The following is a 13,951-nucleotide window of genomic DNA, read 5'->3' on the forward strand; positions in this document are numbered from 1 at the left end:
GCCCCGGTGCGCCTATGGTACTGCCTTCACCGGTGGGAGAGTCGGTCGCCGCCAACCTTTTCCAAGGAAAATCCCCTTCGCATGCTTTCACCAGCGCGCTAAGGGGATTTTTGCTTTCCATGGTTATGAATATTAGAAAGCAAATTATGTAAAGCGACTATTTAACTTTCTATTATGCGACTGTCTGACCGCTATTATTATTGCAAAAAAGTTGCAGAAGCATAATTCCAATATGCTTTGCACATGTTTGTTTTAGATTTGACTACTTGCTTCTGTCTTGAATTACTGGCTTGAGCGTGAATTCAATTGCTTCATGGCACCTGTGGTTGTGGCGCCACTTACAAGTTTAGTACTCGGTATTGGCCGAGTTAAGCAAGGCTTCGAACCCCATAAGAGTTGCTTTGTCCTGCGCTGGGGGCTTGGTAAATGCGGGCCTATTACAACAGGCAAACCCATTGGCTTCGGCCTACTCAAACGTGACGGGTGCATTAAGGAGATTCTTCCCGAACTGTTCGAGAAAGTTGCTGTAGGGTATTATTCGCGGCAAAATTGATGCAGCGGCTGTAGCCAATACCGATGGTTGGCGCGGCTACCACGGGCTGGTGCATATGGGCTCTTATCATCGCTGTTTTGTCAGCGCTTTGCTCAGAGCAAACCCGTGGTCAACACTTCGAACATCAGCGGTATTGAGCTTCTAGAGCTTTGCCAAAGTCCGTCTTTGACAGTTAAAGGATACATCCAACCATACCTTTTGCTTCATCTGAACGAGTCAGAATTACGCTTTCACCATCGTTCGGAAAACATATATAAAGGGCTTGCTCAACTATTTTATCAATAAACTCTCTAACTGAGTATGCTTTCTAAGTCTAGAGCCAGTGTGTGCCATTCGAAAATGCAGAAAAAAAGCCCCTGTGCTTGTCGCTACAGGGGCTTTCTGGCTCTTACAGCTTTAAAAAAGGTCACTGTACTGTGATACCCGAGAATGAGCCAGACACTTCGCCAACAACTGGAAAAGTGCTGCGGAAATTGCCGGTAACGGTTCGAGTCTGTGTGTTGTACGTGGTGGCGCCAATGGAATTTGTTCCCGTGGTGCCATCAAGAGTTCCCTCTAATGCGTTGGTAGTGTACGCAGTTGGCGTGCCAGCTCGTGAAAAATCAAGAAGCAGTTGCTTGCCATTGTTTAGCTTGCCACTTATAGACAAACTTGAGCCACCAGTTTGGTAATTGGCACTTACTACCCGGGCCTCATTAAGGTCATAAGGTGGGGCGCCTGCTTCGGAAATCGACACCTTGATGGTGGAGGCTATAGGAGCAGGCTGTGGCGTTTCGGTTGATTTGCAACCAAATAACATGATGCCACATAATAGAGTGGAAACAAGGGGCCGGGGAAAATTCAGCATGAGCTGCATGTAGGAAAGGAGGTGGAAATTGGAAAGGCAATCTGGATAGTGCGGTTGTTTTGTTGCTTAATTAAGCAATAGACCGGTGGAGTAGTATTGTGCTTCTACCGCAGCACCGTGGCCCGCGCGCCGGCCGCCACTTTGGTGCCCAGTTCGCGCACGGCCTGGGCGATGCCGGCCGCATCGAAGCCGCACTCTTTGTAGAGCTCATCTTGGGTGCCGTGCTCCACTACGCGGTCGGGGATGCCGAGGCGGACGACGGGCAGGTGGAAGCCGTGGTCGGTGAGGAATTCGAGCACGGCCGAGCCGAAGCCGCCGGGCAGGCAGCCGTCTTCCACCGTCACGATGGCACGGTAGCGGCGGGCTACGTCGCGCAGCATTTCCTCATCCAGCGGCTTGCAGAAGCGCATGTCGTAGTGGCCGGCATCAATACTTTCGGCCGCCAGGGTTTCGGTGGCTTTCACGGCGTAGTTGCCGATGTGGCCGATGCTGAGGATGGCCACGCCGCCTTCTTCGCCCTCGCGCACCACGCGGCCCGTGCCGATGGCCACGCGCTGCAGCGGCGTGCGCCACTCGGGCATCACGCCCTCGCCGCGCGGGTAGCGGATGCTGTGCGGGCCGGCGTTTTCGGGCAGGGTGGCGGTGTACATCAGGTTGCGCAGCTCCTGCTCGTTCATCGGGGCCGACACCACGATGTTGGGGATGCAGCGCATGTAGGCCAGGTCGTAGCAGCCGTGGTGGGTGGGGCCGTCGGCCCCGGCAAAGCCGGCGCGGTCGAGGCAGAACACCACGTGCAAGTTTTGCAGGGCCACATCATGCACCACCTGGTCGTAGCCCCGCTGCATGAACGAAGAGTAGATGTTGCAGAACGGAATCAGCCCCTGCGTGGCCAAGCCGGCCGAGAACGTGACGGCGTGCTGTTCGGCAATGCCCACGTCGAAGGCGCGGGTGGGCATGGCGGCCATCATGATATTCAGCGACGAGCCCGAGGGCATGGCCGGCGTCACGCCCATGATTTTGTCGTTGGCCTCGGCCAGTTCCACCAGCGTGTGGCCGAACACGTCCTGGTACTTGGGCGGCTGCGGCTTGTCGGGTGTTTTCTTGTAAATCTCGCCCGTGATTTTATCGAACAAGCCCGGCGCGTGCCACAGCGTCTGGTCCTTCTCGGCCAGCGCGTAGCCCTTGCCCTTCACCGTGACGCAGTGCAGCAGCTTAGGGCCGGGAATGGATTTGAGGTCGTTGAGGATGGTGACGAGGTGCTGCACGTCGTGGCCATCCACGGGGCCGAAGTAGCGGAATTTCAGGGCCTCGAACAGGTTGCTCTGCTTCAGCAGGGTTGCCTTCATGGCGGCCTCTACTTTGCGGGCAATCTGCTGGGGGTTGGGGCCGAATTTGCTCAGCTTGCCCAGCACGTTCCAGAGCTCGTCGCGCACTTTGTTGTAGGTGCGGGAGGTGGTGATGTCGGTGAGGTATTCCTTGAGCGCGCCCACGTTGGGGTCGATGCTCATGCAGTTGTCGTTCAGCACGACAATCATGTTGTTGTTGAGTACGCCGGCCTGGTTCAGGGCCTCGAAGCTCATGCCCGCCGTCATGGCGCCGTCGCCAATCACGGCAATGTGCTGGCGGTCGAACTCACCCTTGTAATCCGAGGCCACGGCCATGCCCAACGCTGCCCCGATGCTGGTGCTGCTGTGGCCCACGCCAAAGGCGTCGTACTCGCTTTCGCTGCGCTTCGGAAAACCCGACATGCCTTTGTAGCGGCGGTTGGTCGGGAATTTCTCGCGGCGGCCGGTGAGAATCTTGTGGCCGTAAGCCTGGTGGCCCACATCCCAGATAAGCTGGTCGTGGGGCGTGTTGAAGACGTAGTGCAGTGCCACCGTCAATTCAACCACGCCCAGCGAGGCGCCAAAATGCCCCCCGTAAATGCTCACAGAATCGATGATGAAGTCGCGCAGCTCGGTACTGAGTTGGACTAACTGCTCGGGGGCGAGCTTTTTGAGGTCGGCGGGCGAGTCAATTGCCGCGAGCAGCGGGCCGGGTTCAACTATCATCGGGGCAGGCGTGGTGGGTTGGGTGACGGGGAGTTAACCGCCTGACCCGCTAAAAGATTATCGGGCTGGCCCAAAGGTACGACAGCGCGCGAAGTGCGGTTGTTCGGGAGCGACGGAATCGCGCTGTTGGTCGGGATTCGGCATGCGGTAATCTAGTTTTTGCGGGGCCCGGTGGCCGTTGCCCCGACCTTTGCGTATCGGCAAGCCGATTCGGCCAGTTGGCTGTTAAGGACTTAGTTAGGAAATTTTTACATCTCAGAAGGACGCCGGATGCAACCTCCGGTATGATTTGCGGCACTTTGGCTGCTATCCATTGTCAGTATATGAAACACCTATTACCGGCCTCGGCCGTTCTGCTAACGGCCCTGCTGGGCAATAATTCGAGCGTTTGGGCCCAACAGGGCGCGCCCGGCGGCACCCGTCCCGTGCTCACTACCGCGCCGCGCGCCGCGGCCGGCCGCATCAGCGGCACCATAACGGATGCCGCGACCAACAAGCCCGTTTCGTACGCCTCGGTGGCGGTGCTCGACGCTGCCAATAACCCCGTGAACGGGGGCGTGGCCGGCGACGACGGCAAGTTTGTGCTGGCCGGCATTCCGGCCGGCACTTACACGGTGCAAATCAGCTTCCTGGGCTACACCAACGTGACGCGTACCGGCGTGGTGGTGACGGCCGGTGAGGCCACGGCCCTGGGCACCATTACCATGGCCGCTTCGGCCCAGAAGCTGGGCGAAGTGGTGGTGACGGGCCAGAAGGCCATCATCGAGGAGCGGGTAGACCGCACGGTGTACAACGCCGAAAACGACCAGACCACCCGCGGCGGCGATGCCACCGACGTGCTCAAGCGCGTGCCCATGCTGAGCGTGGACTTGGACGGCAACGTGAGCCTGCGCGGCAGCTCCAGCATCCGCGTGCTCATCAACAACAAGCCCTCGACGATTGCGGCCAACAGCATTGCCGATGCGCTGAAGCAGATTCCGGCCGACCAGATTAAGACCGTGGAGGTGATTACCTCGCCGTCGGCCAAGTACGATGCCGAGGGTTCGGGCGGCATCATCAACATCATCACCAAAACCAATACCCTGCGCGGGGCTACGCTGGGCGTGAACATCAGCGCGGGCCTGCGCAACAGCAACCTGGGCCTGCAGGGCAGCTTGCGCACCGGCAAAATGGGCTTCTCGCTGAGCGGTTTCGGCCGGGGGCAGTACAACACGCCGGGGGAGTTCAGCAACACGCAGGTGACGCGCAGCCTGGGTACCGGCGCGGCCACCACCACGCTGCAAAGCGCCGAAACGCGCCAGCAGGGCATTTTCGGCCGCTACTCTTTTGGCTGGGATTACGACATCAACAAGGCAAATTCCTTGCAGGCTTCGGTGAGCTACGGCACACGCAGCGGCGACAACTACCAGGACGGCCTGCTGCGCACCAGCTACCTGGGCGCCACGGCCACGGGCAGCCCCTACAGCACTGACCTGCGCGACACGTACTCGAAAGACTTGTCGGGCACCGTGGATGCCAGCCTGAACTACACGCACAGCTTCGAGAAGCCGCAGCACGAAATCAGCGTGCTGACCTTGTTCAGCCGCAACGACCGCACCAATAGCTTCACCAACACGATTCTGCAGTCGAGCCAGCCCAACGGGCCGTCGCGCATCGTGAACGATAACCCCAGCTACAACGAAGAATACACGGTGCAGCTGGATTATCAGAACCCGCTGAGCAAAACCCAGATGCTGGAAGCCGGAGCCAAGAACATTCTGCGCCTGGTGAATTCGGACTATTCCACTATCTCCTACGGTGCCAACGGCGAAGTGCTGCCCAACGTAGGCCTGCTTTCGGCCAGCAACGTGTTCAACTACCGCCAGAACGTGACGGCGGGCTACGCGGCCTACACCCTGCAGCTGCCCAAAGGCATTACCCTGAAGCCCGGCCTGCGCTACGAGTACACCACCATCGATGCCAGCTTTGCGAAGTCGGCCGCAGCCGATATCCCGAACTACGGCGTGCTGGTGCCCAGCGTAAACGTGTCGCGCAAGCTCGCCAACGGCAACCTGCTGAAACTGGCCTACAACCGCCGCATTCAGCGCCCCTCGCTGCAGTTCCTGAACCCCAACGTGAACGCGCAGAACCCCAAGAACGTGAGCCAGGGCAACCCCTACCTTTCGCCCGAGTACACCAACAACTACGAGCTGGGCTACAACACGCTGGTGAAAAAGGTGAACCTGAGCATGAGTGCGTTCGTGCGCAACACCACGGGTTCGATTGAGGCCCTGCGCACGGTGCGCGGCGCCGACACGGTATCGACTAACTACGCCAACATTGGCCAGCAGAACGCCTATGGCGGCAGCCTCAACGCCAACCTCAACGGTGCCAAGCTGAACCTGAACGCCGGCACCGACTTCTACTACACCACGCTCACTAACAACGTGCCCGACCGCAACTTCAACGCCTCCAACGAAGGCTTTGTATTCAGCGGCCGGCTCGGGGGCTCCTACAACTTCACGCCCGTGTGGGGCGTGCAGGCTTTTGCCTTCTACCGCGGCCGCCAGGTGCAACTGCAGGGCGACCAGAGCGGCTTCGGCTTCTACACCCTGGGCATCAAGCGCGACTTTGCCGAGAAGCGGGGCAGCATCGGCTTTGGGGTCGATAACTTCTTCACGCCCACCATCACCATTCGCAACAACGTGGTGTCGCCGCTTATCGACCAGGCCAGCCGCAACGAGCTGCACTCGCTGGGCGTGCGCGTCAACTTCAGCTACCGCATCGGCAAGCTCACGGCCGGCCCCTCGCGCCGCGGCAAGAGCGTGAACAACGACGACTTAAAAAGCGAAGGCGAAGGCGGCGGTGCTGGTGCCGACGTGAGTGGCGGTGGCGGCGGTGCCCCGGCCGGCGGCGGCGGCCGTCCTGGTGGCCAGGGCCAGGGCGGTGTTCGCCCGGCCGGCGCTACCGGCGCTCCTGCTGGTACTGCTCCGGCCGGTGCCCGCCCCGGCGGCTACCCCGGCCAGCCGCGCCCGGCTACGGCTGCCGACAGCACCAGCGGCAAGCCCGCCACCGACAGCACCGCGCGGCCCCTGCCCGGTGGCCAGCAGCGTCCCGTTGGCTACCCCGGCCTGCGCCCCGCCACGGCCCAGCCCGCCGACACCACGCGCCGCCAGCCGGTACCGCCCGTGTCGACGCCCCTCAACGCGCCTTCGCCCGGCACGAGCACGCCCAACGGCACGGTGCCGGCCGGCAGCCCCGGCGGCCGGCCCTAATTCGGCCATCCCGCAATCGAAAATGGAAACGTCATGTTGCGCTAGTTGCAGCATGACGTTTGCTTTTAGTGCCTTAATGCTTTTTTAATCAGGCCCCGCCCATCCAGGCCCTACTTTTGCCCGGCCGCTTCATTTGCTTCGATGACCGAAAACCCCCGAACCACTTCCCCCGCTGACAGCCCCGAGGACGACGCGCACTTTTTGCAGCGTCTGCAGCCGTCGCGGCTGGTGCTGCCCATTGTGATTGGGCTGGGCGTGGTGGGGTTTATGTTCTGGCGCAGCTACAAGCCCGGCGACCTGGCCCCGCTGGCCAATGCCCGCTGGGAGTGGCTGCTCATCACGCTGTTGGTGCTGCTGGCCCGCGATTTCGGCTACATCTACCGCATCCGGCACATTGCCGAGCGTGAGCTCAACTACCGCCAGAGCCTCGACGTGATTATGATTTGGGAGTTTGCCTCCTGCGTGCTGCCTTCGGCGGTGGGCGGCACGGCGGTGGCCTCGTTTATCCTGCATAAAGAGGGCATCACGCTGGGCAAGTCGATGGCCTACGTGATGGTTACTGCCCTGATGGACAACCTCTACTACGTGCTGATGGTGCCGCTGGTAATTCTCGTGGCTGGGGCCGGGCTCTACCCGCACGAGGCCCTGCAGGGCGGTTTCATTGCCACGCTGCGGGTGCTGTTTGTGGTGAGTTACGTGGGCGTGACGGCCTATGCGGGCCTCATGCTCTACGCCATTTTCATCAACCCGCGCTCGGTGCGGCGGGTGCTGGTGCGGTTGTTTTCGATGCTGGTGCTGAAGCGCTGGCGCCGCAAAGCCTACCACCACGGCCAGGAAATGGCCCGCGCCTCGGTGCAGTTGCGCGGCAACCCGGCTATTTACTGGTGGCGGGCGGCGGCCAGCACGTTCTTCGTCTGGACGGCCCGCTACCTCGTCATCGGCTGCCTCATTGCCGCCTTCGTTCCGATGGGCGTGGAAACCTTCCTGTTCATCTTCGCCCGCAACCTCACCTACAAAGTGCTGCTGCTGTTGGCCATCACGCCCGGCGGCGCGGGCATCGTGGAGGGCGCGTTCCCCACGTTTTTCGGCAAGTTCATCGGCACGGCCACGCTCACCAGCTTCATGGTGCTGCTGTACCGGGTGGTTACGTATTACCTCTACCTCGTGCTGGGTACCATTTTCCTGCCTCGCTGGGTGGCGCGGGTGTTTCGAAAGTAAGTTAAAAGTTGAGGGTTAAAAGTTAAACGGCCTGCCTAAATCGTTAGGCGGGCCTTTTAACTTTTAACTTATTTCACCGGCCGCTGGTAGGTGTTCCAGAACTCGGGGTGATAAACGGGTTTGGGCAGCGCCGCCGTTTCCTTGTGCACGTCGCCCAGCGTCATTTCGGCTTTGGAAAGGATGGGCGGGGTGTCGAGTGGCAGGCCCGTAAAGTATTCGGTGCAGGATGACTGCCGGTAGAACGCCGGCCCGCCCAGTGTGCGCCCCACCGACAGGTTGCGACCCACGCTACGCCGCACGTGGTAGCGGCCATTGGCGCCCGGCAGGTATTCCACCACGTGGTCGGTGCGGTCGGTGGCGAGCAGGTTGGGGTAGAGGCGCGCCCGAATGTTGGGCCGGCCGTACCACTGGCGGGTGGCGCGGTTGATGTACGCTGTGTCGGCCTGCCACAGGGCTTCGTAGCGCGTCACGGCGTAGTCGCGCTGTTGCACATACAGCCGCCCCGAGTATTCCGAAGTCAGGTAGGTGCCCGTGCTGCGGTGGTTGGCGTGCTTGGCCACAAAGCTGATGAGGTACACCGTCTGGCCCGCGCGCTCCACCACGCTGTCGAGATGCAGCTGGAATTTGCGCAGCGTGCTAGCGTTGAACAGCGGCGAGGTCCGCACCGGGTCGGCCGAAGCGGCATTGAAACCCTGTCCGCTCTGCTCGGAAAACAGCTGCTGCGATTTGGGAAAGGCTTTGGTTAGGTGCACTTCTTTGGTCAGGTGTTGCGGCACGGCCCCCAGCATCAGAAAACCGCCCGCCCAATGGTGGTAGCCGGCAGGCACGAAGAACTGGCTTACGCTTTCGGTTTCGTAGGCCAGCGTGTCGTAGTTAGTCGTCTGACGTTGGGTGTACACTTCGGCCGAATAGTGGCCCGTCTCGTAGTTGCGCGGCAGGGCGGCCAGCACCTTCTTCATAATCTTGCGCGGGTCGAGGCTTTCGCCCCGCACCTGCACGCCCGCCAGCTCGTAGGCCGAGGGCTGTAGGCGCACCGTGAGCCCGCCGGCCGCCGCGGGCACCGTGGCCGTGGCGTAGCCCACACTGCTCACCACCAGCTGCGCGTCGGCCGGCACCATCAGCCCGAAGCGGCCCTGCCCGTCGGCCACCGTGCCCACGCCGCTGGCCGGCACGCTCACCGAGGCATAGGGCACCGGCGCTTTGGTTTTTTGGTCGAGCACCACGCCGCGCACGGCGGTGCCGGCCGTGGCGGTGCGCACCTGGCGCAATACGCGGCCCGGGTTCAGGGCATTGGCGGTGGGCCGCGCTTTGGCCGCGGCGGTGTCGGCGGTTGGCCCCGCGGCCACCATCAGGCTGGCCGGATGGGCGGGCTGCACGGCGCGCACAAACAGGAAGCCATCCACGGCCTCGCTCCACGGGCCGGCCAGGGGCTTGTATTCGAAGGCGTAGGTGGTCAGCTCGCGGCCTGGTGCATCGTGCTTCAAGCTCACAAAAGCGTAGTCAGCGGGCTGGGCCAGCAATTCGGCTTCGAGCGAGCCCGCCGCCGGAGCCGGCACCGGGCGGCCCGCCTCCGGCCAGCTGCCGTAGCTGCCCCCGCCACCCAGCGTGCCCAGAATATACACCTGCCCGGCCCCGAGGGCCGTTTTCACGGCCCGGCCCATCGGCCGGTACACCTGAATCTCGGCATTCCGAAAGTTCTCCAATTGGTTGGCCAGGTGGGGCAGGGCTGCCCAGCACACCACTTTTTCCTGCGGGTGCTGGCGCAGGTACCACAGCAGGTTATCGGCCATCTGCGCATCGCGCGGGTTGCTGTCGATGGCCTTAAAGCTGTTCTCGTCGAGCTGCTGCTTGCTTTTGGTGGCGTAGTCGCGCAGCTGCGCCACCAGGCTGCGCCCGTTCTGCTGCCAGAACCGGGCTTCATCGGCGCGCTTGCCGGGGCTGCCGGCCGCTATTTTGTCCAGCAGCCGGCTCACCTTGTCCATCTCTTTTTCGAAATCGGCGGGTCGGGCCTCGGGCAGCATCTCAAAATGCTCGCCCATGTAGCTCACAACCTCCTCCAAGTAATCATAATTCACCTGGCCGGCGCCTTTTTGCGGGGCCAGAAACTCGCGCAGGTCGTCCACCTGGTCGGCCCCGTAGTCGTTGCTTAGCTGAGGGTCGAAGCCCGCCACGCGCAGCCCGTCCGGGCCCAGCAGCGGCAGGATTGCCTGAAATTCCTGCGCCCCCGTCCAGATATTGAATACGCTGCTGCCAATGGCTTCCTGCGCCGGCCGGCCCGCCTCCAGCGCCTGCTGGGCCTTGTGCAGGTCGTAAAACCCGCTCTCAAAAACCACCGTGGTGAAGCCCATCTGCTCGCGCAGAAATCGGAGCAACCGGATTTTGGCCTCGAATACGTTGCCCTCGCCGTGGGTGGGCTCGCCCAGCATCACCACCCGCGCCGGACCAATCTCGGCTTTCAGAAATTCCAAATCCCGGAAGTCCACATCCGTCGGGCTGATGCTGCGCACGGCGTGGGTGGGCAGGGGAGTAGGGGCCTGGGCGTGGGCAAACGCCGTGAGCAGGAACAAAGCCCCGGCGAGGGCTTTGGCTTTGAAACCAGTAGGCATGTGAGCAGAAAAAGATGGACCAACGGCCAGGAGCCGCCGGAAAGGACTCCGCAAGTTACCAGCGTTTCTCAAGCAGCAGCAGTCAGCTCAGCTTCCCAACACACAAAAAAAGCCCCGAACCAGCACGGTCCGGGGCTTTTCAGCCAATGGTTCGTCGAAGCTTACTCGGCTTCTAGCATCAGCGCTGCGCCGTCGGCCGACTTCAGCGTGAGCTTGTCGTCGGTGAGGGTTTCCACGGCGAAAGTGTTGCTGGTGGTGGCACCGTCGGGCGTCAGGGTGATGGTTTTGCCGGCTTGGTCGAAGGTGTACTTGCCGTTCACGGCGCCGCTGGTGCCGGTCATGTTATAAGTGCCGTTGGCGAAAATACGCAGTTCTTCCTGCTTCTGGGCATCGGTTTGCTTCACTTTGTCGCCGGACGTGTCGGTTTCTTTAGCGGTTTTCCACACCTTGCTGTCGGTGCCGTACAGCATGTTCACGCCTTCTACCTTGCCCTTGTCGTTGCTGCACGAAGCGGCAAACAGCGACACAAGCACCAGTAGGCTGGCGAAATAACGGAGCGAAAAGAGGGACTGGAGTTTCATGAGCACAACGGGTAATGGTGAAAGAATGAAAGTGGTAGCCCGCGCACGGCGAACTCGTCGGCTTACGATACCGGGGCAAAAGAGTTGGCCGCGTAACCTCCGCCAAACCTGTGCGTATAGCAACCCGGCCGGCCCAACCGCAAGGTTTTTCCGGTGAAATCAATCGCATCATTTAACTTTGTAAATCCCATGGGACTCTTCGATTTCATCAGCGACAAAGGCGACCAAAAACCCGTTGAGCCCGCTGCTAAGCCCGCCGCCGGCGGTACCGATTTCTTCGGCAACGCCGCCAAACCGGAAACTTCCGGCGACACCTACACTGTTGTCAGCGGAGATTCCCTTTCGAAAATAGCCAAACACCACTACGGCGACGCCGCCAAGTGGCACCAGATATACGAGGCCAACAAGGCCACCATCGGCACTAACCCCGACCACATTGAAGTTGGTCAGGTGTTAACGATACCTAGTCTCTAGGTACTTTTTTGCAGAAAAAAGGTGAGAAAAGCCACTCTGTTTCAGGGTGGCTTTTTTGCGTTTGGTGAGTTCAGAATACGATTGTCATCCTGAGCGCAGCGAAGGACCTTATCACGTCTGAACAACTTGTTCCAGACGTGATAAGGTCCTTCGCTGCGCTCAGGATGACCGACAATTTCGGCGAGGCGAAAAAATATTTTCCTTCCACCGCTTGCCCATCCCAAAAATTCCCTCGTACATTTGCCGTTACCAAAAGGTACTCCCCCTAACGGTGGGCAGTTTTCAAGTTTTATACAGAAGTGGCGAGAGACTAGGCTCCGTGACCCACTGGCAACCTTCGCCCAACGAAAGGTGCCAATTCCTACCCACCCGCAGCTTCGGCCGCGCTGGGACAGATGATTCGAGTGCCATGGAAAATTCTTCGAACCCTGCTTTTCTCCTCCCGACTGCTCCGGCTGCGTTGCGCGCCGTGGGGTCGGGTTTCTTCGTTTCGGCCGCTGCTGGCCGGAATGCGGCATCGCCCAACGGGCGAATGCGAATGTGCTGTTGCTGCCCGTGTTGTTGCTAAGCTGATTCCGGCTTAGAACCTTCCCCAACTCTTCTGGATTTTTCAGGTGGCCCCGTGGGTCTGCCGCGTGCTCTTTCGGGCCTTCGCGGTGGGTGCGGGCCACGCCGGCAGCACGGGCCATTCTGGGGAGTTTTGGCGCTAAAAATGGCTTTCTCCAGGCGATAGCGCACTTTTTCCACTTGTCATTCCGGTTTTTCAAAACTTCAAAACCTCCACCATCATGTCTGTTCAGCCCCAACACTTCGAAACCCTCCAACTCCACGCCGGCCAGCAGCCCGACCCCACCACCGGGGCCCGTGCCGTACCGCTGTTCCAAACCACCAGCTACGTGTTCAAGAGCGCCGAGCACGGCGCCAACCTGTTTGCCCTGAAGGAGTTCGGCAACATCTACACCCGCCTGATGAACCCCACCACCGACGTGTTCGAGCAGCGCGTGGCTGCCCTCGAAGGAGGTGTGGCAGCGCTGGCCACCGGCTCGGGCCAGGCGGCCCAGTTCATTGCGCTTAACAACATTCTGCAGGCTGGCGACAACTTCGTGAGCACGGCCTACCTCTACGGCGGCACCTACAACCAGTTCAAGGTGGCATTCAAGCGGTTGGGTATTGAGGTGCGCTTTGCCGATGGCGACAACCCGGCCTCTTTTGAGGAGCACATCGACGAGAAAACCAAGGCTATTTACCTCGAAACCATTGGCAACCCGAGCTTCAGCATTCCCGATTTTGAGGCCATTGCGGCCATTGCGAAGAAGCACGACTTGCCGCTGATTGTGGATAACACGTTTGGCGCGGGCGGCTACCTGTTTCGGCCCTTGGAGCACGGCGCGCACATTGTGGTGGAGTCGGCCACGAAGTGGATTGGCGGGCACGGCACCAGCGTGGGCGGCGTGATTGTGGACGGCGGTACCTACGACTTCGGCAACGGCAAATTCCCGCAGTTCACCGAGCCGAGCGACGGCTACCACGGCCTGATTTTCAACGACGTATTTGGCAAGGGCGGGCCGTTTGGCAACATCGCCTTCATCATCCGGGCGCGGGTGGAAGGCCTGCGCGACTTTGGTCCGTCCATCAGCCCGTTCAACTCCTGGCAGCTGCTCATCGGCCTCGAAACCCTGAGCCTGCGCGTGGACCGCACCGTGGAAAATGCGCTGAAAGTGGCCACCTGGCTGGAACAGCACCCGCAGGTGGAAAGCGTGAACTACCCCGGCCTGCCCAGCAGCCCCTACCACGCCATCGCCACCAAATACCTGAAGCGTGGCTTCGGCGGCGTGCTCTCGTTCCGCATCAAAGGCTCGAAGGAAAACGCCACGCAATTCATTGACAACCTGAAGCTCATCAGCCACCTGGCCAATGTGGGCGATGCCAAGACGCTCATCATCCAGCCCTCGGCCACCACGCACCAGCAGTTGAGCGAGGAGGAACAGCTGGCCTCGGGCGTAACGCCCACGTCGCTGCGTCTGTCGGTGGGCATTGAGCATTTCGACGACATCAAAGCCGATTTGCAGGCGGCGTTCGATGCCATTGGCAACACGGCGAGCCAGCCCACCGAGGGCGAGGAAGTGGGCGAGCCCGAACTGGAGCACGCCCAGCCGCTGGAAGTATAGGCTTTTTAGTTGTCAGTTGCTCGTTGTTAGTTATCAGGCTCTTAGCTGAGCTGATTTGAGCACTAACAACTAACAACTAACAACTGACAACTAAAAAACCAACAATTAAACCGCGATTTCAGGGCCAGTGCGCTGGCCGGGTGCCGCTTTCGTGATGGAAAGAGGAATGGGGGTGAGAATCCATGAGCCCGGCCGGTTC

General features: G+C 60.6%; 9 protein-coding genes and 1 riboswitch. Of the genes, 5 read left to right on the plus strand and 4 right to left on the minus strand.

The genetic code is table 11. From position 1 onward, the window contains the following. The first annotated feature begins 277 nt into the window (after positions 1 to 277). Complete coding sequence (locus MON38_RS22150) at positions 278 to 553, plus strand: hypothetical protein (RefSeq protein ID WP_241938347.1); 276 nt, start codon at positions 278 to 280, stop codon at positions 551 to 553. A 406-nt stretch (positions 554 to 959) separates the two neighbouring features. Here MON38_RS22150 and MON38_RS22155 read toward each other — a convergent pair whose 3' ends face one another. Continuing rightward, positions 960 to 1,409: a hypothetical protein gene (locus tag MON38_RS22155; protein WP_241938348.1), complete on the minus strand. Its 450-nt coding sequence runs from the start codon at positions 1,407 to 1,409 to the stop codon at positions 960 to 962. A 95-nt stretch (positions 1,410 to 1,504) separates the two neighbouring features. After that, positions 1,505 to 3,451: a 1-deoxy-D-xylulose-5-phosphate synthase gene (dxs, locus tag MON38_RS22160; protein ID WP_241938349.1), complete on the minus strand. Its 1,947-nt coding sequence runs from the start codon at positions 3,449 to 3,451 to the stop codon at positions 1,505 to 1,507. A 323-nt stretch (positions 3,452 to 3,774) separates the two neighbouring features. On the opposite strand from dxs, the gene MON38_RS22165 reads away from it, so the two are divergent. After that, positions 3,775 to 6,705 carry a TonB-dependent receptor domain-containing protein gene (locus tag MON38_RS22165; RefSeq protein WP_241938350.1) on the plus strand — a complete coding sequence of 977 codons (2,931 nt, stop codon included), beginning with the start codon at positions 3,775 to 3,777 and terminating at the stop codon, positions 6,703 to 6,705. Between the two features lie 141 nt (positions 6,706 to 6,846). Then, complete coding sequence (locus MON38_RS22170) at positions 6,847 to 7,923, plus strand: lysylphosphatidylglycerol synthase transmembrane domain-containing protein (protein WP_241938351.1); 1,077 nt, start codon at positions 6,847 to 6,849, stop codon at positions 7,921 to 7,923. Between the two features lie 68 nt (positions 7,924 to 7,991). On the opposite strand, the gene MON38_RS22175 is transcribed toward MON38_RS22170, so the two are convergent. Together MON38_RS22175 and MON38_RS22180 are read right to left on the minus strand one after the other, a co-directional pair. Then, on the minus strand, positions 7,992 to 10,529 hold the full coding sequence (locus MON38_RS22175) for an erythromycin esterase family protein (RefSeq protein WP_241938352.1): 2,538 nt from the start codon (positions 10,527 to 10,529) through the stop codon (positions 7,992 to 7,994). A gap of 161 nt (positions 10,530 to 10,690) precedes the next feature. After that, on the minus strand, positions 10,691 to 11,110 hold the full coding sequence (locus tag MON38_RS22180; RefSeq protein WP_241938353.1) for a copper resistance protein NlpE: 420 nt from the start codon (positions 11,108 to 11,110) through the stop codon (positions 10,691 to 10,693). Positions 11,111 to 11,299: 189 nt separating this feature from the next. Here MON38_RS22180 and MON38_RS22185 point away from each other — a divergent pair, with 189 nt between their 5' ends. Both MON38_RS22185 and MON38_RS22190 read left to right on the plus strand, forming a co-directional pair. Continuing rightward, positions 11,300 to 11,584, plus strand: coding sequence for a LysM peptidoglycan-binding domain-containing protein (locus tag MON38_RS22185; protein ID WP_241938354.1), 285 nt, complete (start codon positions 11,300 to 11,302; stop codon positions 11,582 to 11,584). Positions 11,585 to 11,870: 286 nt separating this feature from the next. Further along, a riboswitch (SAM riboswitch) is annotated at positions 11,871 to 11,986 on the plus strand. A 386-nt stretch (positions 11,987 to 12,372) separates the two neighbouring features. Then, the gene (locus MON38_RS22190) at positions 12,373 to 13,752 is read left to right on the plus strand and encodes an O-acetylhomoserine aminocarboxypropyltransferase/cysteine synthase family protein (protein ID WP_241938355.1); all 1,380 of its coding nucleotides are present in this window, start codon (positions 12,373 to 12,375) and stop codon (positions 13,750 to 13,752) included. The last annotated feature ends 199 nt before the right edge of the window (positions 13,753 to 13,951 follow it).

Source organism: Hymenobacter cyanobacteriorum (assembly GCF_022631375.1).
Classification (GTDB): Bacteria; Bacteroidota; Bacteroidia; order Cytophagales; family Hymenobacteraceae; genus Hymenobacter; species Hymenobacter cyanobacteriorum.

Excerpts from the sequence above, each read along its gene's own strand:
- MON38_RS22155 (WP_241938348.1), bottom strand. The coding sequence starts at position 1,409 with ATGCAGCTCATGCTGAATTTTCCCCGGCCCCTTGTTTCCACTCTATTA.
- dxs (WP_241938349.1), bottom strand. The coding sequence starts at position 3,451 with ATGATAGTTGAACCCGGCCCGCTGCTCGCGGCAATTGACTCGCCCGCC.
- MON38_RS22175 (WP_241938352.1), bottom strand. The coding sequence starts at position 10,529 with ATGCCTACTGGTTTCAAAGCCAAAGCCCTCGCCGGGGCTTTGTTCCTG.
- MON38_RS22185 (WP_241938354.1), top strand. The coding sequence starts at position 11,300 with ATGGGACTCTTCGATTTCATCAGCGACAAAGGCGACCAAAAACCCGTT.
- MON38_RS22170 (WP_241938351.1), top strand. The coding sequence starts at position 6,847 with ATGACCGAAAACCCCCGAACCACTTCCCCCGCTGACAGCCCCGAGGAC.
- MON38_RS22190 (WP_241938355.1), top strand. The coding sequence starts at position 12,373 with ATGTCTGTTCAGCCCCAACACTTCGAAACCCTCCAACTCCACGCCGGC.
- MON38_RS22180 (WP_241938353.1), bottom strand. The coding sequence starts at position 11,110 with ATGAAACTCCAGTCCCTCTTTTCGCTCCGTTATTTCGCCAGCCTACTG.
- MON38_RS22165 (WP_241938350.1), top strand. The coding sequence starts at position 3,775 with ATGAAACACCTATTACCGGCCTCGGCCGTTCTGCTAACGGCCCTGCTG.